General features: G+C 71.4%; 20 protein-coding genes and 1 tRNA gene. 14 read left to right on the top strand and 7 right to left on the bottom strand.

What is annotated here, in order from left to right; all coding sequences use genetic code 11:
• Nucleotides 1-154 precede the first annotated feature (154 nt).
• The 3 genes from kduI (at nucleotide 155) to AAG688_RS00345 (ending at nucleotide 3,176) form a co-directional block, all read left to right on the top strand.
• The gene (gene kduI, locus AAG688_RS00355; protein WP_411833388.1) at nucleotides 155-1,009 is read left to right on the top strand and encodes a 5-dehydro-4-deoxy-D-glucuronate isomerase; all 855 of its coding nucleotides are present in this window, start codon (nucleotides 155-157) and stop codon (nucleotides 1,007-1,009) included.
• A 116-nt stretch (nucleotides 1,010-1,125) separates the two neighbouring features.
• A complete protein-coding gene (gene kduD, locus AAG688_RS00350) occupies nucleotides 1,126-1,884 on the top strand; it encodes a 2-dehydro-3-deoxy-D-gluconate 5-dehydrogenase KduD (RefSeq protein ID WP_411833387.1) in 759 nt (252 codons plus the stop codon).
• Between the two features lie 164 nt (nucleotides 1,885-2,048).
• Nucleotides 2,049-3,176 carry a GDSL-type esterase/lipase family protein gene (locus AAG688_RS00345; RefSeq protein ID WP_411833386.1) on the top strand — a complete coding sequence of 376 codons (1,128 nt, stop codon included), beginning with the start codon at nucleotides 2,049-2,051 and terminating at the stop codon, nucleotides 3,174-3,176.
• A gap of 15 nt (nucleotides 3,177-3,191) precedes the next feature.
• Here the strand turns inward: AAG688_RS00345 and AAG688_RS00340 are convergent, their stop codons facing one another.
• The gene (locus AAG688_RS00340) at nucleotides 3,192-5,153 is read right to left on the bottom strand and encodes an LTA synthase family protein (protein WP_411833385.1); all 1,962 of its coding nucleotides are present in this window, start codon (nucleotides 5,151-5,153) and stop codon (nucleotides 3,192-3,194) included.
• 145 nt (nucleotides 5,154-5,298) lie between these two features.
• Between AAG688_RS00340 and AAG688_RS00335 the strand changes: the two genes are divergently transcribed.
• Nucleotides 5,299-5,979 (top strand): response regulator transcription factor, encoded by a 681-nt coding sequence (locus tag AAG688_RS00335; RefSeq protein WP_411833384.1) that lies wholly within the window; start codon nucleotides 5,299-5,301, stop codon nucleotides 5,977-5,979.
• A 4-nt stretch (nucleotides 5,980-5,983) separates the two neighbouring features.
• The gene (locus AAG688_RS00330) at nucleotides 5,984-7,306 is read left to right on the top strand and encodes a sensor histidine kinase (RefSeq protein ID WP_411833383.1); all 1,323 of its coding nucleotides are present in this window, start codon (nucleotides 5,984-5,986) and stop codon (nucleotides 7,304-7,306) included.
• A 118-nt stretch (nucleotides 7,307-7,424) separates the two neighbouring features.
• On the opposite strand, the gene AAG688_RS00325 is transcribed toward AAG688_RS00330, so the two are convergent.
• The 6 genes from AAG688_RS00325 to AAG688_RS00300 form a co-directional block, all read right to left on the bottom strand.
• Entirely contained in the window at nucleotides 7,425-7,691 is a 267-nt protein-coding gene (locus tag AAG688_RS00325; RefSeq protein WP_411835050.1) for a hypothetical protein, read from the bottom strand.
• Nucleotides 7,637-7,816, bottom strand: a complete 180-nt coding sequence (locus AAG688_RS00320) for a transposase (RefSeq protein ID WP_411833382.1) — start codon at nucleotides 7,814-7,816, stop codon at nucleotides 7,637-7,639. Before AAG688_RS00320 ends, AAG688_RS00325 begins: the two co-directional genes overlap by 55 nt.
• Nucleotides 7,817-7,987: 171 nt before the next feature.
• Nucleotides 7,988-9,145 carry a hypothetical protein gene (locus AAG688_RS00315; protein WP_411833381.1) on the bottom strand — a complete coding sequence of 386 codons (1,158 nt, stop codon included), beginning with the start codon at nucleotides 9,143-9,145 and terminating at the stop codon, nucleotides 7,988-7,990.
• Complete coding sequence (locus AAG688_RS00310; protein WP_411833380.1) at nucleotides 9,138-10,124, bottom strand: DNA-methyltransferase; 987 nt, start codon at nucleotides 10,122-10,124, stop codon at nucleotides 9,138-9,140. Before AAG688_RS00310 ends, AAG688_RS00315 begins: the two co-directional genes overlap by 8 nt.
• A gap of 350 nt (nucleotides 10,125-10,474) precedes the next feature.
• Nucleotides 10,475-10,551, bottom strand: a tRNA-Arg gene (locus AAG688_RS00305).
• Between the two features lie 140 nt (nucleotides 10,552-10,691).
• A complete protein-coding gene (locus tag AAG688_RS00300; protein WP_411835044.1) occupies nucleotides 10,692-11,447 on the bottom strand; it encodes a helix-turn-helix domain-containing protein in 756 nt (251 codons plus the stop codon).
• Nucleotides 11,448-11,625: 178 nt separating this feature from the next.
• Here AAG688_RS00300 and AAG688_RS00295 point away from each other — a divergent pair, with 178 nt between their 5' ends.
• The 9 genes from AAG688_RS00295 to AAG688_RS00255 all read left to right on the top strand — a co-directional run bounded on the left by AAG688_RS00295 (nucleotide 11,626) and on the right by AAG688_RS00255 (nucleotide 22,956).
• The gene (locus AAG688_RS00295; RefSeq protein WP_411833379.1) at nucleotides 11,626-12,579 is read left to right on the top strand and encodes a proline racemase family protein; all 954 of its coding nucleotides are present in this window, start codon (nucleotides 11,626-11,628) and stop codon (nucleotides 12,577-12,579) included.
• Nucleotides 12,576-13,676, top strand: coding sequence for an NAD(P)/FAD-dependent oxidoreductase (locus AAG688_RS00290; RefSeq protein ID WP_411833378.1), 1,101 nt, complete (start codon nucleotides 12,576-12,578; stop codon nucleotides 13,674-13,676). Before AAG688_RS00295 ends, AAG688_RS00290 begins: the two co-directional genes overlap by 4 nt.
• Nucleotides 13,673-13,927: a (2Fe-2S)-binding protein gene (locus AAG688_RS00285; protein ID WP_411833377.1), complete on the top strand. Its 255-nt coding sequence runs from the start codon at nucleotides 13,673-13,675 to the stop codon at nucleotides 13,925-13,927. The genes AAG688_RS00290 and AAG688_RS00285 overlap by 4 nt, the downstream gene beginning before the upstream one ends.
• Nucleotides 13,920-15,230: an FAD-dependent oxidoreductase gene (locus tag AAG688_RS00280; protein ID WP_411833376.1), complete on the top strand. Its 1,311-nt coding sequence runs from the start codon at nucleotides 13,920-13,922 to the stop codon at nucleotides 15,228-15,230. Before AAG688_RS00285 ends, AAG688_RS00280 begins: the two co-directional genes overlap by 8 nt.
• Nucleotides 15,227-16,126 carry a dihydrodipicolinate synthase family protein gene (locus tag AAG688_RS00275; protein WP_411833375.1) on the top strand — a complete coding sequence of 300 codons (900 nt, stop codon included), beginning with the start codon at nucleotides 15,227-15,229 and terminating at the stop codon, nucleotides 16,124-16,126. The genes AAG688_RS00280 and AAG688_RS00275 overlap by 4 nt, the downstream gene beginning before the upstream one ends.
• A gap of 2 nt (nucleotides 16,127-16,128) precedes the next feature.
• Nucleotides 16,129-17,724 carry an aldehyde dehydrogenase family protein gene (locus tag AAG688_RS00270; protein ID WP_411833374.1) on the top strand — a complete coding sequence of 532 codons (1,596 nt, stop codon included), beginning with the start codon at nucleotides 16,129-16,131 and terminating at the stop codon, nucleotides 17,722-17,724.
• Nucleotides 17,721-18,923 (top strand): M24 family metallopeptidase, encoded by a 1,203-nt coding sequence (locus AAG688_RS00265; RefSeq protein WP_411833373.1) that lies wholly within the window; start codon nucleotides 17,721-17,723, stop codon nucleotides 18,921-18,923. Before AAG688_RS00270 ends, AAG688_RS00265 begins: the two co-directional genes overlap by 4 nt.
• Nucleotides 18,924-18,985: 62 nt before the next feature.
• The gene (locus tag AAG688_RS00260; protein ID WP_411833372.1) at nucleotides 18,986-20,554 is read left to right on the top strand and encodes an APC family permease; all 1,569 of its coding nucleotides are present in this window, start codon (nucleotides 18,986-18,988) and stop codon (nucleotides 20,552-20,554) included.
• A gap of 83 nt (nucleotides 20,555-20,637) precedes the next feature.
• Nucleotides 20,638-22,956, top strand: a complete 2,319-nt coding sequence (locus AAG688_RS00255; protein WP_411833371.1) for a prolyl oligopeptidase family serine peptidase — start codon at nucleotides 20,638-20,640, stop codon at nucleotides 22,954-22,956.
• Nucleotides 22,957-23,168 lie beyond the last annotated feature (212 nt).

The raw sequence follows: 23,168 nt of genomic DNA, 5'->3' as shown, positions 1-23,168 counted from the left end.
ATCCATTCTCCTTCGTACATCGGCAACAGTTTTCGCCGATTTACGTTTCCCGTCATTTGATTCGTGCAGCGCAAAATGACACCGGTTACCTGAGCCGTTAGAATCGTCCCACCAGCCGCGGACGCCGTCCGCCCGCCCCCCGTTCGGAGCCGCCATGTCCCTCTACTGCAAGACCCACTACGCCACCCATCCGGCCGCCCTCCAGGGCGCGAGCAACGACGAGCTGCGCGAGCTGTACCTGCTCGACGGCCTGTTCGCCGAGGGCCGGATCGTCCTCAAGTACACCCACTACGAGCGCTTCGTGCTCGGCGGCGCGTCGCCGACCACGGCGCCGCTGGCGCTGCCGAGGCAGACCGAGCCGGCCTCGGCCGCCGGCCATCCGTTCCTGGAGCGCCGCGAGCTGGGCGTGATCAACGTCGGCGCCGGCGCCGGCACCGTCACCGTGGACGGCACCGCGTACACACTCGGGCCGAAGGACGGGCTGTACGTGGCGATGGGCAGCGAGGAGGTCGTGTTCGCGTCGGACGATGCCGCCAACCCGGCGAAGTTCTACCTGGCCTCGACGCCGGCGCACGCGCGCTTCGAGACCAGGCAGCTCTCGATCAAGGACGCCGTCGCGCTGGATCGCGGCGCGCTGGAGACCAGCAACGAGCGCACCATCTACCAGTACATCGTGCCGGCCACCTGCGCCTCCTCGCAGCTGCTGCTGGGCCTGACCGTGCTCAAGCCGGGCAGCGTCTGGAACACGATGCCGCCGCACCTGCACGATCGCCGCAGCGAGGTCTATTTCTACTTCGACCTCGGCGAGAACGATCGCGTCTACCACTTCATGGGCGAGCCGGACGCGCAGCGCCACATCGTGATCCGGAACGACGAGGCGGTGGTGTCGCCGCCGTGGTCGATCCACATGGGCGCCGGCACCAGCAACTACGCCTTCATCTGGGCGATGGGCGGCGAGAACCTGGACTACACCGACATGCACGTGCTGGACATCTGCCAGCTCAAGTAAACGACGGTCGTAGAGCCGAGCTCGCTCGGCTCGCTCTCATTCACCCGCCATCGCGCAGCGGAGCAAGCTCCGCTCCACGCCGGCACTACCGCAACGCATCCAATCGAGGACCGCTCATGGCAAACAACCCGTTCAGCCTGGAAGGCAAGGTCGCGCTGGTCACCGGCGCCAACACCGGCCTGGGCCAGGGCATCGCGCTGGCGCTGGCCGAGGCCGGCGCGGACGTCGCCGGCGCCGGGATAGTGGAAGCGACCGAAACCGCCGAGAAGGTGCGCGCGCTCGGTCGTCGCTTCCTCAACCTGCAGGCCAACCTGAGCACCATCGAACCGGTCGCACGGTTGGTCGAGGAAACCGTCGCCGGGCTCGGCGGCCTCGACATCCTGGTCAACAACGCCGGGCTGATCCGCCGCGCCGACGCGGTGGACTTCAGCGAGCAGGACTGGGACGACGTGATGAACGTCAACATCAAGTCGGCCTTCTTCATGTCGCAGGCCGCGGGCCGGCATTTCATCGCGCAGGGTCGCGGCAAGATCATCAACATCGCCTCGATGCTGTCGTTCCAGGGCGGCATCCGGGTGCCGTCGTACACCGCCAGCAAGTCCGGCATCGCCGGCATCACCCGTCTGCTGGCCAACGAGTGGGCCGGCCACGGCATCAGCGTCAACGCGATCGCACCGGGCTACATGGCCACCGACAACACCGCGCAGCTGCGCGCCGACGAGGATCGCAGCAAGGCCATCCTCGACCGCATCCCGGCCGGCCGCTGGGGCACGCCGGCGGACCTGGGCGGCGCGGCGGTGTTCCTGGCCAGCGCCGCGTCGGACTACGTCAATGGCGCGATCATCCCGGTCGATGGCGGCTGGCTGGCGCGCTGAGCAATCCGTTCCGCGTCCGGTCCGCGCCGTCCCGAATCTCTCCGCGGGGCGGCACGGTCCGGACGAATCGACACCGACTGGCGTCGCCGACGTCCACGCTTCATGACGGCGCAGGCGAAGGCCATGCCCGGCGCATCCGGTCCCGCCGCGACAGGAGGCCAAGCATGAAGATCCTGCAAGCCGGCGCCATCGCGTCGCTGCTGGCGCTCGCGACCCTCGCGGCGCAGGCCGAACCACGCCGCGTGCTGATCGCCGGCGACTCCACCGCCGCCGAGTACGGCCCCGAGCGCGCGCCGCAGGCCGGCTGGGGCCAGGCGTTGCAAAGCTACCTGGATCCGCGGGTCTGGGAAGTGCGCAACCACGCCAGGGGTGGGCGCAGTTCGCGCAGTTTCATCGAGCAGGGCTGGCTGGACGGCATCGCCGCCGAACTGCGCCGCGGCGACGTGCTGCTGATCCAGTTCGGCCACAACGACGCCAAGTTCGAGGATCCGGCGCGCTACACCGATCCGGAAACCGCCTTCCCGCAGTGGCTGATGCGCTACGTGGCGCTGGCGCGCGAGCGCGGCGCCACGCCGGTGCTGGTGACGCCGGTGGCGCGGCTGCGCTACGACTTCGGCTCGCTGCTGGACACGCACGGCGCGTACGCGCACGCGGTCCGCGAACTGGCGCGGCGCGAGCGGGTGGCGCTGATCGATCTCGGCGCCGGCAGCATGGACTGGATCCGCGCGCTGGGCGAAAAGGCTGCGCAGCCTTACTTCATGTTCGTGCCGGAACAGGGCAAGGCCGACGGCACCCATTTCAGCCATGCCGGCGCGGCGGCGGTGGCCTGCCTGGTGGTGCGCGACTGGCGGCGGCTGGAGCCCGCGCTCGACGCCGCCGTCGTGCGCGACACCGATTGCGGCGCGCCGCCCGATGCGCTGGCCACGCGCGCCGCGCAGGCCAATCCGTCGCTGATCGCGCACGAACGCGATATCGCCCTCGTGCAGCCCGGCCCGCACGGCGGCGCCGGCCCGACCACCGCGCATTCGTTCTTCGCCGAGGCGCCCGGCCTGTCGTTCGTGCTGCGCAAGCGCGTGCTGCACAAGGGTGCCGGCATCGGCCTGCACCAGCACCGCAAGGACGAGATCTACTACATCGTCAGCGGCCGCGGCTTGTACGCGCTGGACGGCGCGCAGCACGAGGTCGGCCCGGGCCATGCGCTGCTGACCCGCGCCGGCAGCACCCACGCGATCCAGCAGATCGGCGAGGAGGACCTGGTGATCCTGCTGGCCTATCCGAAGGACGTTCGCTGACGAAGCTCCGCCGGCCTACTCCGGCGGCAGCCGGTACCAGCCGTTGTCGTAGGCCATCGAACCCCACAAGGCCTGCGCGTGCGCCTCGCGGGCCAGATCGGGCGACAGCGCCGCCGGCAGCAGGCGCTTGGCATCGCGTTCGTGCCGGTACTGCCCGGCCGGCTTGCCCGGTTGCAGGATCACCACGTCGTCGCCCTGCATGTAGGCGAAGTTGCGGTCGTACTGCATGATCGCGCGGCCCGGCAGGGACATTGCCGGATCGGCGAGATCGCGGCCGGTCATCGGCGTGGCGTCGCCGATGCCGATCAGCGACAGCAGCGTCGGCCCCAGGTCGATCTGGCTGGCGAGGCGATCGTCCTGGCGCGGGGCGATGCCGGGGCCCAGGATCAGGCCGGGGATGTGGAAATTGTCCACCGGCACCAGGTCGCGGCCGAATACGCGCGAGTCGTGGTCGGCCACCACCAGGAAGATCGTGTCGCGCCAGTACGGCGCCGCCATCGCGCGATCGAAGAACCCGCCCAGCGCATGGTCGGCGTACTTGGCCGCGTTGTTGCGGGTCTGCCTGGGCTGCTCGTATAGGTCGATGCGGCCATCGGGAAACTCGAACGGATCGTGGTTGCTGGAAGTGAACACGAAACCGAAGAAAGGCCGGTCCTGCGCGTGCAGGCGGCGGAACTCCTCGTCGGCGCGCGCGAACAGGTCCTCGTCCGACACGCCCCAGGATCCTTCGAACGCCGGCGCGCGGTGGTCGCGCTGCTCGATCACGCGGGTGAAGCCGTTGCCGAGGAAGAAGCCGCGCATGTTGTCGAAATGGCTTTCGCCGCCGTAGTGGAAGGTGGTGTCGTAGCCGTGCCGGCGCAGCAGCGCGGCCAGGGTGAAGAAGCCCTGCTGGCTGCGCGAACGCTTGACCACCGCCTGCGCCGGCGTAGGCGCGAACCCGGCCACCACCGCCTCGATCCCGCGCACCGAGCGCGTCCCGGTGGCGTAAAGCCGCCGGAAAGCCCAGCCCTGCCGGCTCAGGCGATCGTAGTGGGGCGAAAGCGGCCGCCCGCCGAGGCTGCCGATGAACTGGGCGCCGAGGCTTTCCTCCAGCACGATGACCAGGTTGCGCGGCTTGCCGCGCCACACCGGTGGGCGGCGCGCCAGGGTCGGAATGTCGTCATGGGCGAAGGCCGAAGCCGGCAGGCCGGTGCCGGCGCGCACCGCCGCGACGACCTGCCCGCGCGGCAGCTCGCCGTACAGCTCCATCGCGCTCTCGTCGTGGCGCAGCCAGTCGCGCATCGCGTGGGCGAGCGAATAGAACGAATTGAGCGGCAGCACGTTCACCGTCGGGTTGCTGCTGAAGGCGACCATCGCCGGGCTCATCGGGCGGTGCCCCAGCGTCGAGCGCACGCCCAGCGCGCCGGCGAGCAGGACCACGATCGCCAGCAGCGTGCGCGCCAGCCCGCCGGCCGACGAGGCGGCGGTGGAGGCCAGCCACCGCCACGCCAGCCGCCAGCAGGCCCAGGCCGTGGCCGCGGCGATGGCCAGCAGCAGCGCCGATTGCAGCGGACGGCCCTTGAACAGGGTGGAGAACACTTCCTGCGGGTAGGCCAGGTACTCGACGAAGGTGCGGTTCGGGCGCAGCCCGTATTCCTGCATGAAACCCGGCGTCACCAGTTCCAGCACCACCAGCAGGGTCGCCGCGGCGGCGAGCCAGAGCGCGAGGAACCGCCGCACCGGCGTGGCGGCCAGGGTCCCGGCCGGCAGCAGCACCAGCAGCAGCGCGGGCGGGACGAACAGCAGGCACAGGCTGGCGATGTCCACCCGCGCGCCCTGCAACAGCACCTGCGACCATCCATCGACCTCGCCGATCTCGGCGCGGCGCCAGAGCGACAGTCCCAGCCGCGAAAGGCCCAGCACGATGAAGCCGCCCAGGAAGAACCCCGCGACCGGCCGCAGGCGTCCGGCAGCGCCGACACAAGCTCGCAGACCCACTTGGCCCCCCACTGTCCCGACAAAGCGCGGCGAGGGTAGGCGCGGCCACGTCGGAAACAGATGGGAGAGTTGTCGGAAACATGTCGGAGCGCGGCCGCCGCCGGCCCTTATCATTCCCGCGCCGGGCAAGGCTTGGAGCGAGGCGATGCGCCTGCTGGTGGTCGAGGACAACCGCAATCTGGTCAGCAACCTGTTCGAGTTCTTCGAACCGCGCGGCCATCAGCTGGACGCCGCGCCCGACGGCATCGTGGGGCTGCACCTGGCCTCGACCCACGACTACGACGCCATCATCCTCGACTGGATGCTGCCGCGGCTGGACGGCTGCGAACTGCTGCGCCGGCTGCGCGCCGGCGGCATCGACACCCCCGTGATCATGCTCACCGCGCGCGACGAGCTGCCCGACAAGATCGCGGGATTCCGGGCCGGCGCGGACGACTACCTGACCAAGCCCTTCGCCCTGCCGGAACTGGAAGTCCGCCTGGAAGCACTGCAGGCGCGGATCCACGGCCGGCACAAGCGCAGGATTCTCCAGGTTCACGATCTGCGGCTCGACCTGGACACGCTGGAAGCCACCCGCGGCGGAGTGCTCCTGCACCTGTACCCGGCGTGCAGGAAGCTGCTGGCGACGCTGATGCAGGCCAGCCCCGCGGCGGTCACGCGCGGGCAACTGGAGTACGCGCTGTGGGGCGAGGATCCGCCCGACCACGACATGCTGCGCTCGCACGTCTACGAACTGCGGCGCAGCGTCGATGGCCCGTTCGCGGACAAGCTCATCCACACGCTGCCGCGGGTGGGTTACCGCATCGCCGCGCCGCGGCAGGAATGAACCGATGAAGCACAGAACCAGCCTGCGCTCGCGCATCCTGTACTGGCTGGCCGGCTATGCGCTGCTGCTGGCGGCCGGCATCTCCCTGCACGGCTTCCTGGTCAACGAGTACGCCGAGCGGCTGCTGTGGGACTCGCTGGTGCAGACCGAATTCGACCGCCACCTGGAAAGGAAGGCCCGCGATCCCGGCTACCGCTGGATCGACTCGGAAAGCCTGCACCTGTACGTCGAGGGCAGCGGTGCGCCGGTGCCCAAGGCGTTCGACGGCCTGCCCGAAGGCATCCACGACGAACTGATGATGGCCGACGGCACCGAGATGCTGGTGCTGGTCCGGCACGTGGAAGGCGTGCGCCACGTGCTGAGCCTGGACATCACCGAGATGGAGCGCGAGGAGGACCGGCTGACCTTCTTCATCCTCGGCTCGGCGCTGGCGCTGGTCCTGCTGATGGGCGCGCTCACCGCCTACGGCCTGGGCCGCGCGCTGCGCCCGCTGGCGGACATGGCCGGCGCCATCTCCGCGCTCTCGCCGGACCGCAGCGGCCAGCGCATCGCCATCGACGATCGCGCCAGTTCCGAACTGGAGGTGATCTCCAGCGCATTGAACGACTACCTGCAGCGCAACGAGCGCTTCGTCGAGCGCGAGCGGACCTTCATCGGCACCGCCAGCCACGAATTGCGCACGCCGCTGGCGGTGATCGACGGCGCCGCCGAACTCGGCCTGCAGGCGATCGACAACCCATCGGCCATGCGGTTCCAGCTGCGGCGCATCCAGCGCACCGCGCGCGACATGAAGCAGCTGATCACCCTGCTGCTGGCCCTGGCCAAGGATCCCTCGCGGTTGGCGCAGGCCGGCGGGCCGGTCGAACTCGACGCGTTGCTGGCGCAGATCGTGGAGGACCACCTGCACCTGTGCGAGGGCAAGTCGCTGCGCATCCGTTTGTCCGCGGACGCGCCGTGCCGCATCGTCGCGCCGGCGGGCATCGTCCGCGCCGCGGTCGGCAACCTGCTGCGCAACGCCATCGAGAACAGCGACAACGGCGTCATCGAGGTCGAACTGCGGCCGCCGGCCACCGTCGCCATCCGCGATCCCGGCCACGGCATGAGCCCCGAGCAGGTCAGCGCGATCTATGGCCGCCTCGCGCGCGGCGGCGCGCCCGCAGGCGGCGGGATCGGCCTGGATCTGATCGCGCGCCTGTGCGAGCACCTGGGCTGGCGGCTGGACATCCAGTCCGATCCCCCCAGCGGCACCACCGCCACGCTCGCGCTGGCCGGGCAGGGCGCGGCGGCGGATTCCAGCGCCAATTGTCGCGCGTCGTCTCCCTGGTAGGCACAGTCCATGATGAGGTGGCAGTGCCCCTTGGCGCGCCAGCGTGCGCATCAAGGCTCGACCGGCGAGGCCGTCTCCGGCTTGCCCCGGAGTCAGGGAGAAGGCAAGGACGCAGAGCTCATCCGCGGCAGCCAAATGAATTTTGGTGCTCCAGCCACCTCGAGAGCGCCCGATGGATTGGCCACCGTTTTTTTCGTGCGCCTGTGCCACCGGGATGCACCTTGACGATAGTGCTGTCCAGACTGACCGATTCGAGCCGAGTCCTGATCAGTTGCTCGGCCTGCATCCGCGCAAACACGCGGTCGAGTACACCGGCTTTGGCCCAGCGATTCAAGCGCGTGTAGATCGTCTGCCAGTTGCCGAAGCGCTGGGCGGTGCGCGCCACTGGCAACCGTTCTCTGCCACATACAGCATGGCATTGAGCACTTGCAGGTTGTCGAGCGAGACCCGGTCGCGCTGCCGAGGCAGGCAGTCCCTGACGCGGGCGAATTGCGCAGGAGTCAGTTTCATGCGCCAAGTAGAACCATTAGTGTTAACAGGCACTAGGGCTGGCGTCCTGGACCCGGAAGCACTCATCCAACAGTGTGCGGTTTATGCGCTCGACGAAGCCGCAGTTATGGCCTGTGTCGGGAGTTCATCGCCCCGCACCAACGTCCCATTCCGGAAAAGCGAGGAATTACCTTACAAATTGGCCACGCGCTCAAGAAACGCAATCGCCGCTGCTTCGTCGATCCGAGTGTCGTCACTTTCGATGAGATCGTTGATAGCCGTGCCCTCGAACTGCGCCACGCCGCGTGAATTCCGCCCGGCCCAGTGGCGCAGCAGGAGCGTGGCACGCAGCAGGTCCTGCTGGAACATGGAGACGAGCGTGGTGGCGACAATGCGGCCGGGGTCGATGCCGACGAAGTAGAACCCGAACACGCTGCGGTCGCGCGCGAGGAATTCCAGCACCTTGTCCAGGTTGTAAGCCTTCGGGTTGGAGTTGAGGATCAGCACCTTGGTTTTCACGTCGGTTTCGGTGTCGAAGGCCTCGAAGCGGCGCGAGTAGTCGCCCAGTGCGTTGCCTGTCTTGAATGCGGGCGGCCCGCTCCGCCCGTTCCGCAATGCGGAAACCAGGTTTTGCCGCAACGCCTCGTCTTCGCCCGCGATCAGGTATTCGATCACGCGGCCACGCACGTTAACGTTCTCGATCAATGCTGCCACGAGGATCTCGGCGCGGTACTTTTCCACCTGTGCATCGAGTTCCGCCTTCAGTGTGGCGGCGTGGGCTGACGCCGCGAAACGGATGGCGCGTGCGGGCGCGGCAAGAATGTTGGTCCACGAGGACGCGTCGATGGCGAACTTCACGCCCGTGGGCGAGATGCCGTTGGTGGCCTCCACCAGCCGGGGCAGGTTGCCCTCGAAGCCGACGCCGGCATGGATGGCAAACAGGCGCTGGATGTTGGCCGCGCAGTTTTCGATGCCCTCCAACTCGCGGACGATGTCGGAGCCGTTGAAGCTGCCGCGGATGTTGTTCTCGCGCAGCGCCTGTGAGCTGTGGCTGACTTTCTTGAGGAAGGTTGTGTTCGCCAGCAGGCAGTGGTTGCGTTGTGGCGTGACGACGCAGGCGATGAAGGGACGGTCGTCGTATTTCTGCAGGCGTGATAGCGAGGCCACGGTATTGCCGAAGTTGACTGTTTCGGATGCGCTGAATCGCACGGCATAGTCGGCGCAGCAGTAGACCGCGCGATCCTTGATCAGCTTGAATTCGTCGGCGGCAAGCCGTGCCAGCTGCATCTTGTCGCCGATGCCATCGTGCCGGCCGATGAAGTCGAGCAATGCTTGCAGGGCGTCAGGCATCGAACAGGCTCGGTACGGTGTCCTGGGCGCTGTTGGAGCGAGCTGCCTTTTGCCCGTTGAGGCTGTTGCGCTCCCAGAACACACCTTCCGCATAGCCTTGGATGGTCGGGTCGGTCTTCGCAAGCCCAAGCCGCTTCAATGCCCAGCAGCAATATTCGTGATCGATCTCCACGCCGCAGTAACGGCGCCCCAACTTGCTTGCCGCCACTGCACTTGTGCCGCTGCCCAGGAACGGATCGAACACCACGTCGCCGGGACGGGAGCTGGCCAGGATCAGCTTGGCGATCAGTTTCTCGGGCTTCTGCGTGGGGTGGTCGGTGTTCTCCGGCATTGACCAGAATGGCACGGTGATGTCCGACCAAAAATTGGAAGGATGGGTCAGCCGGTAGTTGCCCGAATCGGATTCTTCCCAGTCTTTCGGCGCACCGTCACCGTTGCGATAAGGCGCAATCACGCGGCGCTTCAGCTTCACCGCCTCCACGTCGAAGTGGTAGTTCTCGCTCATGGTGCAGAACCAGATGTCTTCGGTGTTGTTCTTCCAGTTTGCCTTCGCGCCGCGCCCCTTCTCGCGCTCCCAGGTAATGCGGTTGCGCACATGGAAATGCGCCTCCAGCACGGGATGAACCAGTGCAGAGGTGCGCCAGTCGCTGCACACGTAAACGCTGGCCGTAGGCTTCAGCAGTGGAACCAGCGACGAGACGATGTCGTCGAACCAGGCACGGTAGGCATCGGCATCCTTGGCATGGAAGAGCCTTCCGTTGTAGTTCTTGGTCAGGTTGTAGGGCGGATCGAGGATGACCAGATCCGCAAGGACATGCGGCAGGAAGTGGCGCGCTTCGAGAAAATCCTGATGGATGATGCCGTTGACGATCTCGTCAACAGTTGCGGCACGCTCCAGACGCAACAATCCCTTGCTCAGAGCCGCCATCTCCTTGGCTTCGCAGCTCAAGGTCCGGTTGCGTGGTGCACGTTCCTTCATGGTTCGGTTCGGCGAAGAGGAATGCTGTCGATCATAGTGGCACGGTCTGCATTGTCTTGCAGTTGCCCCGGCGCTGTCACCGCCCAGCCGCCAACGCCTGCAACCCCTGCCACGCCCCATCACCATCGACAGCATATCCAGCACGCACGACAGAGGTAGGAAGCTGATGCTGCAGATGTCATCTGCTGGGTGGAAAGAAGAGATCAACCCTGCGCAAGAATGCACATGACGCCAAAAAGAGGTTGAGGGTTGCTGTTCCTGAGCTTGCTAGGCAGGCCGGCCAGCGGGCGTAGTGGCGTCGGTTCCAGTACCAGCGGTTTCCAGCGGCACGGATTCGTCACCAAGGTGGATGGCGCGCCCGGAGGGATTCGAACCCCCGACCAATGGCTTCGGAAGCCACTACTCTATCCGGCTGAGCTACGGGCGCGTTGCAGTGGCGGGCGCCCTGGCGGGGAGCCGGCCGGCCGCGGCAGGCGATCCTGCGCGGGTCGCATAGCTTAGCCGAAGTGGCGGCGATGCCCAAATGACCGCGTCCAGCGCGCCACCGCGGCCACTGGCCGCGCCGCGCTACCCGGCGCGGCCGGACCGGGCCTGCGGCGGCCGTGGGCGCTGCGCGTGCGAGCCGCGCACCAGCGCCCGGTAGTCGCGTGGCGGGATGCCTACGGTGGCCTTGAACTGGCGCGCGAACGCGCTCTGGTCGGAGAAGCCGCAGGCCTGACCGATGCCGGCGATGTTGACGTCGGTGTGGAGCAGGCGCATGGCCTCCTCGATGCGCAGCTTGGTCAGCAGCTGCTGCGGGGTCAGCTGGAATACGCGCTTGAACAGGCGTTCGAGCTGCGCCACCGAGACGCCGGCGATGTCGGCCAGGGTCTGCACCCGCAGCGGCGCGCCGTAGTTGGACTGCATGTGCTCCAAGGCGCGCTGCAGGCGGGTGAACGAGGAGTGGCGGCTGTCGGGCATGCCCAGGTCGCGCGAGATGCCGATCAGGCCGGCGACCGCCTGCCCGCCCATCAGCGGGCGCTTGAAGGTCAGGCACCAGCCGGCGGCGCGGTTGGCGTAGAGGTGCAGCTCGAGCTGGTTCTCGATCACCTCGCCGTCGAGCACGCGCTGGTCCTGCATCAGGTAGGTGCCGCCCAGGCGCTCGGGGAACACCTGCGCCGCGGTCCTGCCGATCAGCTCCTCGCGGTTCCGCAGGCCGAGCCGGCGCAGCAGGGTCAGGTTGACGTGGGTGTAGCGGCAGCCGGTGTCCTTGATGAAGAACACCACGTCGGGCAGCGCGTCGAAGATGTTCTGCAGGTCTTCGGGGGGAAGCGAGACGTCGATGGCAGTGCTCCCGGGTTGTGCTGCATTGCGTCACGCAATGGCGGACGCGATGCAATGCGTGGCCTTGGAATCAACGGCGATGGGGATCCGCGCGCTGTTCCCGATTATGCACATTTCCGCATCCACTTTGGGGAGGTCGTGCTAGCGGGCGACAGTAGCGCGCGCCGAAGATGGCGGCATGCAGACCCTCCACGTCATCGACTCGCACACCGCCGGGGAACCGACCCGGGTGGTGCTCTCCGGTTTTCCCGATCTGGGTGGCGGAAGCCTCGCCGAGCGCCGCGAGCGCTTCCGCGAGCGCCACGACCACTGGCGCAGCGCGATCGCCTGCGAGCCGCGCGGCTCGGACACCATGGTCGGCGCGCTGCTGCTGCCGCCGGCCGATCCGCGCTGCTGCGCCGGGGTGATCTTCTTCAACAACGTCGGCTACCTGGGCATGTGCGGCCACGGCACCATCGGGCTGACCCGCACCCTGGCCCACCTGGGCCGGATCGGGCCGGGCGAGCACCTGGTCGAGACGCCGGTCGGCGTGGTCGGGGTGCGCCTGCACGCCGACGGCCGGGTGTCGATCGACAACGTCGAGAGCTACCGCGCCGCCACCGGCGTGGCGGTGGAGGTGCCCGGCCACGGCACCGTGGTCGGCGACGTGGCCTGGGGCGGCAACTGGTTCTTCATCACCGGGCAGTCGCCGGTGCCGCTGGACTTCGCCCACGTGCCGGCGCTGACCGCCTACACCCTGGCGGTGCAGCGCGCCATCGACGCGGCCGGCATCCGCGGCGACGGCGACGGCGTGATCGATCACGTCGAGGTCAACGGCCAGGCGCCGGACGGTTCCGGGCAGGCGCGCAACTTCGTCATGTGCCCGGGCGGGGCCTACGACCGCTCGCCCTGCGGCACCGGCACCAGCGCCAAGCTCGCCTGCCTGGCCGCCGACGGCAAGCTGGCCGAGGGCGCGGTCTGGGTGCAGCAGGGCATCCTCGGCAGCGCCTTCGAAGGGGTGTACCGCAGGAGCGGGCGCGGGGTGCTGCCGCGGATCACCGGGCAGGCCTGGATCACCGGCCGCGCCGAGCTGCTGATCGAGGCCGACGATCCTTTCGCCTGGGGCATCCGCGCCGACGCCGTGCGGGCATGAGCGGCTACGACCTCATCGTCGTCGGCGCCGGCATCATCGGCGCCAGCTGCGCGGAGCGGGCCGCCGCCAGCGGGCGCAGGGTGGCCATCGTCGAGGCCGAGGTCGTCGGCGGCGGCGCCACGGCGGCGTCGATGGGGCACCTGGTGGTGATGGACGACGACCCGGCCGAGCTGGCGCTCAGCCATTACTCGATCACCCTGTGGCAGGACTTGGCCGGCCTGGCAGAGGCCGAGTTCAGCCGCTGCGGCACCCTGTGGGTGGCCGCCAGCGATGCCGAGCTGCGCATGGTGCCGGACAAGATCGCGCGCCTGGCCGCGGCCGGGATCCGCGCCGAGGCGGTGGACGCGGCGGGCCTGCGCGCGCTGGAACCGCACCTGGCCGCGGACCTGGCCGGCGGCATGCGGGTGGCGGACGAGGCGGTGGTCTACCCGCCGCGGGTGGCCGCGTGGCTGGCCGGGCGCGCCACCGCCGCCGGCGCGTGCCTGTTCCGCGGGCAGCGCGCGCTGCGGCTGCGCGACGGCGGGGTGGAGCTGGACGACGGCCGCGTCCTGCGCGGGCCGGTGCTGGTGGCCGCGGGCAACGCCAGCGGCGAGCTGCTGCCCGAGCTGCCGATGCATGCGCGGCGCGGGCACCTGGTCATCACCGACCGCCACCCCGGCCTGCTCCGCCACCAGGTGCTGGAGCTGGGCTACGCCGACAGCGCGCACGGCGACGCCGAGGTCAGCGTGGCCTTCAACGTGCAGTCGCGGCCGACCGGGCAGCTGTTGATCGGCTCCTCGCGCGAGCGCGGCCGCAGCGGGCCCGAGCTGCATCCGCCGGTGCTGGCGCGCATGCTCGAGCGCGCGTTCCGCTACCTGCCGGCGTTGCGCGGGCTGCAGGCGATCCGCGCCTGGACCGGGCTGCGGCCCTGCACCGCCGACGGCCGCCCCTACATCGGCGCGGTGCCCGGCCGCCGCGGCTGCTGGGTGGCGACCGGGCACGAGGGGCTGGGGGTGACCACCGCCCTGGGCACTGCGCGGCTGCTGGTGGACCTGATCGATGGGCGCGAGCCGGCGATCGACCCGGCGCCCTACGACCCGGCGCGGGTGGCGGCATGAGCCGGGCGCCGGCCACGATGCGCCTGCGCGTGGACGGCCAGCCGGTCGAGGTGGTCGCCGGCAGCAGCGTGGCCGCGGCCATCGCCCACGCCGGCGGCACCACCCGCGACGCCTGCGGCGGCGGCCGGCGCGCGCCACTGTGCGGCATGGGCGCGTGCTTCGAATGCCGGGCCACGGTCGACGGCCGCGCGCAGCAGCGCACCTGCCTGCTGCCAGCCACCGAGGGCATGGAGGTCTCCACCCGTGGCTGAGCACCGCCACCGCTGCGAAGTCGCCATCGTCGGCGCCGGCCCGGCCGGGCTGTCGGCCGCGCGCGCCGCCGCCGCGCACGGCGCGCGGGTGCTGCTGATCGACCCGCAGCCGGCGCCCGGCGGGCAGATCTGGCGCCACGACGTGCGCCACGGCGCGCCGGCGCTGGCGCGCGCGCTGCGCGCCGGGCTGGAGGCGGCCGGGGTGCCGATGCTGCTGCAGTCGGAGGTCGTCGGCTGCGCCGGGCGGCGGCTGTTCGTGCGCAGCGGCGCGCAGGCGGCGCAGGTGGACTACGACCGCCTGGTGCTGGCCACCGGCGCGCGCGAGCTGCTGCTGCCGTTCCCCGGCTGGACCCTGCCCGGGGTGACCGGCGCCGGCGGCGCGCAGGCGCTGGCCAAGCAGGGCTGGCCGGTGCGCGGGCGGCGGGTAGTGGTGGCCGGCAGCGGCCCGCTGCTGCTGGCCGCCGCCGCCACCCTGCGCCGCCACGGCGCGCGCGTGCTCGGCATCCACGAGCAGGCGCCGGCGCGCGCGCTGGCCGCGTTCGCGGCGGGGCTGTGGCGCTGGCCGGGCAAGGCGCTGCAGGCGCTGCGGCTGCGCGCGGCGCTGGCCGGCGTGCCCTACCGCGCCGGCAGCCACGTGCTGCGCGCGCTCGGCGACGGGCGCCTGCGCGCGGTCGAGCTGCGCGTCGGCGCGCGCACGCTGACGCTGGACTGCGACCAGCTCGCCTGCGGCTTCGGGCTGGTGCCCAACATCGAGCTGGCCCACGCGCTGGGCTGCGCGCTCGACCACGCCGGCGGCCGCCACGCCCAGGTGGCGGTGGACGACTGGCAGCGCACCAGCGTCGAGGAGGTCTACGCCGCCGGCGAGGCCTGCGGCATCGGCGGGGTGGACTGCGCGACGGTGGAAGGTGCGATCGCCGGCCACGCCGCCGCCGGCCGCCGCCAGGCCGCGCGCGCGCTGCTGCCGGCGCGCGCGCGCGCGCGCCGCTTCGCCGCCGGGCTTCGCCGCCACTTCGCCCTGCACGACGGCCTGCGCACGCTGGCCGACGCCGACACCCTCATCTGCCGCTGCGAGGACGTGCCGCTGTCCGCGCTGGCCGGCCTGGCCCCCGGGCGCGAGGCCCGGCTGATGACCCGCTGCGGCATGGGCGCCTGCCAGGGGCGCGTGTGCGGCAGCGCGCTGGCCGAGCTGGGCGGCGCCGCCCGCGGCGGTCTGCGTCCCCCGATCTTTCCCGTTCCGCTGGAGGTGCTGGCCGGCTTCGGCCATGACCTTCCGGCGGACCCACCCCAGGAGTCGTTGAAATGAGCAAGAGCATGTGGCAGGGCGTGATCCCCGCACTCACCACCCCCTTCACCGAGCACGGGCAGGTCGATCACGACTTCCTCGCCCGGCATGCGCAGTGGCAGGTCGAGTCCGGCTGCATCGGCGTCGTGCCGCTGGGATCGCTGGGCGAGAGCGCCACCCTGTCCTTCGACGAGAAGGTCGCCGTCGTGCGCACCCTGGTCAGGGCGCTGGGCCAGGTGCCGGTGATCCCGGGCATCGGCGCGCTGTCCACCGGCGAGGCGGTCCGGCTGGCGCAGGCGGTCGAGGCCGAGGGCGCGCGCGGCCTGATGATCCTGCCGCCGTACGCCTATTCGACCGACTGGAAGGAGATGTCGGCGCACTTCCGCGCCATCGCCGGCGCCACCGGCCTGCCGATCCTGCTCTACAACAACCCGATCGCGTACAGGACCGACTTCAGCGCCGCGCAGATCGCCGAGCTGGCCGGCGAGTTCCCGCAGATCGAGGCGGTCAAGGAGTCCTCCGGCGACATCCGCCGGCTGGCCGCGATCCAGGAGCTGTCGGGCGACCGCCTGGTGCTGATGACCGGGATCGACGACGCCATCGTCGAAGGGCTGGCGATGGGCGTGACCGGCTGGATCGCCGGCCAGGTCAACGCCTACCCGCGCGAATCGGTGGCGCTGTTCGAGCGCGCGCGCGCGGGCGGCTACGCGGCGGTCAAGGAGCTCTACGACTGGTTCCTGCCGCTGCTGCGGCTGGACACCATCCCCAAGTTCGTGCAGGCGATCAAGCTGACCCAGCAGTGCGTGGGCTGGGGCAGCGAGCGCGTGCGCGCGCCCCGGCTGGCGCTGGAGGGCGCCGAGCGCGAGGCCGCGCTGAAGGTGATCGAGCACGCCATCAAGACCCACCCGGGGCTGTGATCATGGCCGGACTGCAGCAGGTGCTGGTGGCCGGCGCGTGGCGCGATCCGGTCGAGCCGGCCGGTCGGTTCCAGGCCCACGATCCGGCCACCGGGCAGGCCATCGGCCCGGCCTTCCCGATCAGCGGCCGCGGCGAGGTGGAGGAGGCGGTGGCCGCGGCGGTGGCGGTGGCCGAGGCGCTGGCCGCCGCCGAGCCCGAGCGCATCGCCGCCTTCCTCGACGGCTACGCCGACGGCATCGAGGCCGAGGCCGACGCGCTGGCCGCGCTGGCGCACGCCGAGACCGGGCTGCCGGTGGCGCCGCGCCTGCGCCAGGTCGAGCTGCCGCGCACCACCGGCCAGCTGCGCCAGGCCGCGCATGCGGTGCGCCAGTGGAGCTGGGCGCACCCGGTGATCGACACCGCCGCCGGCCTGCGCGCCATGTACGGGCCGCTGGGCAAGCCGGTGGTGGTGTTCGGGCCCAACAACTTCCCGTTCGCGTTCAACGCCGTGGCCGGCAGCGACTTCGCCTCGGCCATCGCCGCGCGCAACCCGGTGATCGCCAAGGTGCACCCGCTGCACCCGGCCACCAGCCAGAGGCTGGGCCGGATCGCGCATGCGGCGCTGCGCGCGGCCGGGCTGCCGGCGGCGGCGGTCCAGCTGCTCTACCGCATCGAGCACGAGGCGGCCGGGCCACTGGTCGGGCAGCGGGCGATCGGCGCGGTCGGCTTCACCGGCGGGCGCGCCGGCGGGCTGGCGCTGAAGGCGCAGGCCGACGCGGCCGGCGTGCCGTTCTACGGCGAGATGTCCAGCATCAACCCGGTGTTCCTGCTCGACGGCGCGCTGGAGGACCGCGGCCAGGCGCTGGCGCAGGAGTTCTTCGCCTCCTGCACGCTGGGCAGCGGCCAGTTCTGCACCAACCCGGGGCTGCTGGTGGTGCCGCGCACGCCGGCCGGCGAGGCCTTCCTGGCCGCCGCCGCGCAGCACTTCGACGCCGCGCCGGCGCAGGTGCTGTTCTCCGCCGACGGCAAGCGCCACCTGGCCGCCGCGGTCCAGGCGCTGCTGGCCGCAGGCGCGCGCCAACTGGCCGGCGGCGACGCCCCGGAGCAGCCCGGCTACTGGGTGCGGCCGAAGCTGCTGGCGGTCGATGCCGCCGCCTTCCTGGCCGATCCGGACCGGCTGCAGACCGAGGCGTTCGGCCCGGTCAGCCTGGTGGTGCGCAGCGCCGGCGCGGCGCAGGTGCAGGCGCTGGCGCGCGCGCTGGAGGGCAACCTGACCGCAACCCTGTACCGCGCCGCCGACGGCCGCGACGATGCCGCCGCCGCCGCGCTGATCCCGCTGCTGCGCCCGCGCGTGGGCCGCCTGATCGTGGACCGGATGCCGACCGGCGTGGCGGTCAGCCCGGCGATGAACCACGGCGGCCCGTACCCGGCCACCAGCCACCCCGGCTTCACCTCGGTCGGGATGCCCGGCGCGATCCGCCGCTTCGCCGGGCTGCACAGCTACGACCACGTGCCCGACGCGCTGCTGCCGCCGCTGCTGCGCGACGCCAACCCCACCGGCGCGCGGCGCCTGGTCGATGGCCGGTGGAGCACCGCCGGCGTCGGGGCGGCGGCGTGAGCGCGCAGATCGGCCAGCTGGATCCGGCCACCGCGCAGGCCCGGCTGCGGCCGTGGCCGCGCCGCGCCGCGCCGATCCCGGCGCACGAGTACGGCCAGCGCATCGAGCGCGCCCGCGCGCTGATGCGCGCGCATGGCGTCGATGCGCTGCTGATCGGCGCCGGCGCCTCGTTGCGCTATTTCACCGGCGTGCCGTGGCGGGCCAGCGAGCGGCTGGTGGCGATGCTGCTGACCGCTGCCGGCGAGCCGCTGCTGATCTGCCCCGCGTTCGAGGAGGGCTCGCTGGACGCGGTGCTGGCGCTGGACGCCGGCAAGCGCCTGTGGGAGGAGCACGAGGATCCGTACGCGCGGGTGGCGCAGGCGATGGCCGAGCGCGGGGCGCGCACGCTGGCGCTGGACCCGGGCGCGGCCTTCGCCGTCCACGGCGGCCTGCGCGCGCACCTGGACGCGGCCGCCATCGTCGACGCCGGGGCGATCGTCGACGGCTGCCGGATGTGCAAGTCGGCGGCGGAGCTGGCGCTGATCCAGCAGGCCTGCGACATGACCCTGGAGGTGCAGCGGCTGGCCGCGGGCATCGCCCGCGAGGGCATCGGCAGCGACGAGCTGGCGCGCTTCATCGACCAGGCGCACCGCGCGCTGGGCGCCGACGACGGCTCGACCTTCTGCATCGTCCAGTTCGGCCACGCCACCGCCTACCCGCACGGCCTGCCTGGCGTGCAGCACCTGCGCGAGGGCGACCTGGTGCTGATCGACACCGGCTGCACCGTGCACGGCTACCACTCCGACATCACCCGCACCTGGATCTACGGTCGCCCCGGCGACGAGCAGCGGCGCATCTGGGCGCTGGAACGGGCCGCGCAGGCGGCCGCGTTCGACGCGGTGCGCCCCGGCGTGGCCTGCGAGGACGTGGACGCGGCGGCGCGGCGCGTGCTGGAGGCGGCCGGGCTCGGTCCCGGCTACCGCCTGCCGGGGCTGCCGCACCGCACCGGCCACGGCTGCGGGCTGGCCATCCACGAGGCGCCGTACCTGGTGCGCGGCAACCGCACCGCGCTGCAGCCGGGCATGTGCGCCAGCGACGAGCCGATGATCGTGGTGCCCGGCCGCTTCGGCGTGCGCCTGGAGGACCACTTCCACGTCACCGCGGACGGCGCGCAGTGGTTCACGCCCCCCGCCGAGGCCATCGATCGCCCGTTCGCCTGACGCCCGCCGGCAAGGACGCCCCTTCCCCGCCGACCCCGTTCCCCTCCCGAAGCAGGTGACTCATGGCTCCACAAGGCAAGTTCCACAAGACCCTCAGCCTGACCGACCTGACCTTCATCGGGCTCGGCTCGATCTTCGGCTCCGGCTGGCTGTTCGCCGCCAGCCACGTTTCGTCCATGGCCGGCCCGGCCGGTATCCTGTCGTGGGTGTTCGGCGGGCTCGCGGTGTTCCTGCTGGGCCTGGTGTATTGCGAGCTGGGTGCGGCGCTGCCGCGCGCCGGCGGGGTGGTGCGCTACCCGGAGTACTCGCACGGGCCGCTGCTGGGCTCGCTGATGGGCTTCATCACCCTGATCGCCTTCTCCAGCCTGATCGCGATCGAGGCGGTGGCCAGCCGCCAGTACGCGGCGGCCTGGTTCCCGGGGCTGACCCAGCCCGGCGGCGGCAGCCCGACGCCGCTGGGCTGGCTGGTGCAGTTCGGCCTGCTGGTGCTGTTCTTCCTGCTCAACTACTTCAGCGTCAAGAGCTTCGCCATCTCCAACAACATCGTCAGCGTGTTCAAGTTCATGGTGCCGGTGCTGGTGATCGTGCTGCTGCTGGCCCACTTCAACGGCGAGAACATGCAGGTGCACGGCTTCGCGCCCCACGGCGCGGCCGGCGTGCAGGCGGCCATCTCCACCGGCGGCATCATCTTCGCCTACCTGGGGCTGACCCCGATCGTGTCGGTGGCCAGCGAGGTGCGCGAACCGCAGCGCACCATCCCGATCGCGCTGCTGCTGTCGATCCTGCTGTCCACGGTGATCTACGTGCTGCTGCAGCTCTCGTTCCTGGGCGGCATCCCGACCGAGCAGCTCGCCGCCGGCTGGGCCGGCATCGACAAGCTGTATTCGCTGCCGTACCGCGACATCGCGCTGGTGCTGGGCCTGGGCTGGCTGGCGACCCTGGTGGTGGCCGACGCGGTGGTCTCGCCCAGCGGCACCGGCAACATCTACATGAGCGCCACGCCGAGGGTGGTGTACGGCTGGGCGCGCAGCATCGGCATCGGCTGGCTGACCCGGGTGGACGCCAGGTCCGGCATCCCGCGCCCGGCGCTGTGGCTGAGCTTCGCCCTGTCGGTGTTCTGGACGCTGCCGTTCCCGTCCTGGGAGAAGCTGATCGGCGTGGTCTCGGCGGCGCTGATGCTCAGCTACGCGGTGGCGCCGGTCACGGTCGCCTCGCTGCGGCGCAGTGCGCCGGGCCTGGCGCGGCCGTTCCGGGTGCGCCTGCTGGCGCTGATCGGGCCGCTGTCGTTCATCGTCGCCGCGCTGATCGTGTACTGGTCGCGCTGGGAGACACTGTCCTGGCTGCTCGGCCTGCAGGTGGCCATGTTCGCCGCCTACGTGCTCTACCGCCTGCCCTCGCCGCACGGGCGCGCGAAGCTGGTGCGCCAGGTGCAGTGCTCGCTGTGGCTGATCGTGTTCTACCTGCTGGTCATGGCGGTGTCGTACCTGGGCACGTTCGGCGGCATCGGCGCAATCGGCCACCCGTGGGACACCTTGGCAGTGGCGGCGATCGCGCTGGGCGTGTACGAATGGGCGGCGCGGTCGGGCCTGCGCGCGCAGGAGCTGGCGCTGGAGGAGGACGACGGCGCGTGAGATCGCGCGCCGGCGGGGCGGCGGGGCGGTGGAACAACGGTGGCGGCGGCGGACCCGCCGAGGCGGAACGCGAGGGGGCGCGCATGGGCAGGATCGTGATGGGGCTGCTGCTGGCCTGGGCCGGGCTGGCGCAGGCGGCGCCGACGGCGGCGGACTACGCGCGCTCGCTGGCGCTGCGCGAGGACTGGAGCGGCCTGACCCGCGACGTGGCCTGGCCGGCGAGCTGGAGCGACGGCGGCCGCTTCCACTACCGCAAGACGGTGGCCGGCGGATTCGCTTTCGTGCGCTACGACGTGGCCACCGCGGGCAAGGCGCCGGCGTTCGACCACGCCGCCATCGCCGCCGCGCTGGAGCAGGCCGGCGGCGGCCGCCACGATCCGCTGCGGCTGCCGTTCGAGAATTTCAGCTACGACGGCGACGACGCCATCCGGTTCGGCGCCGGCGACGCGCGCTGGCGCTGCACGCTGGCGCCGGCCCGCTGCGAGCGCGCCGCGCCGCGCCCCGGCCGCCCGCATGCGTTCGGCGTGGTGCGCGACCTGTCGGTGCCCGCCGACAACCATCCCAGGCGCTCCCCCGACGGCCGCCATGAGGCGCAGGTGGAGTCCGGCTTCGTCACCGTGCGGCGGGTCGGCGACGGCGGCACGGTGCTGCGGCAGCAGGTGCCCGGCCTGGCCGGCTTCGACGATCCGGAGACGCTGGCCTGGTCGCCGGACTCGCGCTGGCTGGCGGTGTACCGGGTCAGGCCCGGCCACCGCCGCGAGGTGGCGCGGGTGGAGGCGGCGCCGCGCGACCAGCGCCAGCCGCGGCTGCGCATGCAGCTGTATCCCAAGCCCGGCGACGCGGTGGACATCGAATCGCCGGTGCTGTTCGACGTCGAGGCCGGCCGGCGCTGGGACATCGACAACGCGCTGTTCGCCAACCCCTACAGCCTCTCGCCGATCCGCTGGCGCCGCGACAGCGGCAGCTTCGCCTTCGACGTGGTCCACCGCGGCCACCAGCGGGTGGACCTGATCGCGGTCGAGGTCCCGCGCGGCGACGGCGCCCCGCGCGCACGGGTGGCGGTGGCCGAGGCCAGCGTTACCTTCGTCGACACTTGGCGCGGCTTCCGCCACGAGGTCGGCGGGCTGGGCGAGGAGGTGATCTGGCTGTCCGAGCGCGACGGCTGGCGCCACCTGTACCTGTTCGACGGCCGCACCGGCAAGGTCCGCAACCGCATCACCCGCGGGCCGTGGGTGGTGCGCGAGGTGCTGCGGGTGGACGAGGCGCGGCGCGAGATATGGTTCACCGCCAGCGGCATGGACGCCGGGCGCGACCCGTATTTCCGCCAGCTGTTCCGGGTCGGCTTCGATGGCGGCGGGCTGGCGCGGCTCACCCACGCCGACGCCGACCACGACGTGGCGGTGTCGCCGGACGGCACCTGGTTCGTGGACGTGCATTCGCGCGTGGACCTGCCGCCGGTGATGGAACTGCGCCGCGCCGACGGATCGTTGGCCGCCGGCATCGAGCGCGGCGACATCTCCGCACTGATCGCCGCCGGCTGGCGCGCGCCGGAGACGTTCGTGGCCAAGGGCCGCGACGGCGTGACCGACATCTGGGGGCTGATCGTGCGCCCGCGCGACTTCGACCCGGCCAAGGCCTACCCGGTCATCGAGAACATCTACGCCGGCCCGCACGACGCCTTCGTCCCCAGGACCTTCTGGCCGTTCGGCTACCACAGCGGCGGCGACAAGGTGATCGGCATGCAGGCGCAGGCCGACCTCGGCTTCATCGTCGTGCAGATCGACGGCATGGGCACCGCGCACCGCTCCAAGGCGTTCCACGACGTGGCCTGGCGCAACCTCGGCGACTCCGGCTTTCCCGACCGCATCGCCTGGCACCGCGCGCTGGCCGCGCGCGATCCGTCCTACGACATCAACCGGGTCGGCATCTATGGCGCGTCGGCCGGCGGCCAGAGCACGCTGGGCGCGCTGCTGTTCCACCCGCAGTTCTACTCGGCCGGCGTGGCCTGGAACGGCTGCTACGACAACCGCATGGACAAGATCAGCTGGAACGAGCAGTGGATGGGCCTGCCCGAGGGCGAGGGCGACCACTACGCGCGCGCATCCGGCGTGGACAACGCGCACCGGCTGCGGGGCGAGCTGCTGTTGATCGTCGGCGAGCAGGACAGCAACGTCGATCCGGCCTCGACCCTGCAGGTGGCCGACGCGCTGATCCGCGCCGGCAAGGACTTCGACCTGCTGGTGGTGCCGGGCGGCGAGCACAGCGTCGGCCGCTCCAGCGGCGACATCGGCTACCTGCACCGCCGCCAGTACGACTTCTTCGTCCGCCACCTGCGCGGGGAAACGCCGCCGCGCTGGAACGCACGGCCGCGCGAGGGCGGGCCGGCGGCGGCCGACCGGTAACGCGCGCGTGCCGGCCGACGCAGATGCCACGCGCGCGCTGCGCCAGCCCCGTCGCTTGCGCAGCGCGCGCAGCCATGCGGCGTCGACCGGACCGCAGGCGCGGCACGCGCGGCGCCGTTTGTGCGGAATCCCGCACCCGCCCCGGCGCTGTCCGACAAGACGCCGCGGCAATGCCTGCGCAGGATGGCACTGACACCCGGGCGCGCGGCCTG

The organism is Pseudoxanthomonas mexicana, assembly GCF_046736355.1.
Lineage (GTDB): Bacteria > Pseudomonadota > Gammaproteobacteria > Xanthomonadales > Xanthomonadaceae > Pseudoxanthomonas_A > Pseudoxanthomonas_A mexicana_B.
The sequence above is the reverse complement of the archived record's forward strand: the minus strand, read 5'-3'. Positions and strand labels throughout refer to the sequence as shown.

What these genes read in the sequence shown, in the direction of transcription:
- kduI (WP_411833388.1), top strand. Translation starts at nt 155, where the DNA reads ATGTCCCTCTACTGCAAGACCCACTACGCCACCCATCCGGCCGCCCTC.
- kduD (WP_411833387.1), top strand. Translation starts at nt 1,126, where the DNA reads ATGGCAAACAACCCGTTCAGCCTGGAAGGCAAGGTCGCGCTGGTCACC.
- AAG688_RS00345 (WP_411833386.1), top strand. Translation starts at nt 2,049, where the DNA reads ATGAAGATCCTGCAAGCCGGCGCCATCGCGTCGCTGCTGGCGCTCGCG.
- AAG688_RS00335 (WP_411833384.1), top strand. Translation starts at nt 5,299, where the DNA reads ATGCGCCTGCTGGTGGTCGAGGACAACCGCAATCTGGTCAGCAACCTG.
- AAG688_RS00330 (WP_411833383.1), top strand. Translation starts at nt 5,984, where the DNA reads ATGAAGCACAGAACCAGCCTGCGCTCGCGCATCCTGTACTGGCTGGCC.
- AAG688_RS00320 (WP_411833382.1), bottom strand. Translation starts at nt 7,816, where the DNA reads ATGAAACTGACTCCTGCGCAATTCGCCCGCGTCAGGGACTGCCTGCCT.
- AAG688_RS00315 (WP_411833381.1), bottom strand. Translation starts at nt 9,145, where the DNA reads ATGCCTGACGCCCTGCAAGCATTGCTCGACTTCATCGGCCGGCACGAT.
- AAG688_RS00310 (WP_411833380.1), bottom strand. Translation starts at nt 10,124, where the DNA reads ATGAAGGAACGTGCACCACGCAACCGGACCTTGAGCTGCGAAGCCAAG.
- AAG688_RS00295 (WP_411833379.1), top strand. Translation starts at nt 11,626, where the DNA reads ATGCAGACCCTCCACGTCATCGACTCGCACACCGCCGGGGAACCGACC.
- AAG688_RS00290 (WP_411833378.1), top strand. Translation starts at nt 12,576, where the DNA reads ATGAGCGGCTACGACCTCATCGTCGTCGGCGCCGGCATCATCGGCGCC.
- AAG688_RS00285 (WP_411833377.1), top strand. Translation starts at nt 13,673, where the DNA reads ATGAGCCGGGCGCCGGCCACGATGCGCCTGCGCGTGGACGGCCAGCCG.
- AAG688_RS00275 (WP_411833375.1), top strand. Translation starts at nt 15,227, where the DNA reads ATGAGCAAGAGCATGTGGCAGGGCGTGATCCCCGCACTCACCACCCCC.
- AAG688_RS00270 (WP_411833374.1), top strand. Translation starts at nt 16,129, where the DNA reads ATGGCCGGACTGCAGCAGGTGCTGGTGGCCGGCGCGTGGCGCGATCCG.
- AAG688_RS00260 (WP_411833372.1), top strand. Translation starts at nt 18,986, where the DNA reads ATGGCTCCACAAGGCAAGTTCCACAAGACCCTCAGCCTGACCGACCTG.
- AAG688_RS00255 (WP_411833371.1), top strand. Translation starts at nt 20,638, where the DNA reads ATGGGCAGGATCGTGATGGGGCTGCTGCTGGCCTGGGCCGGGCTGGCG.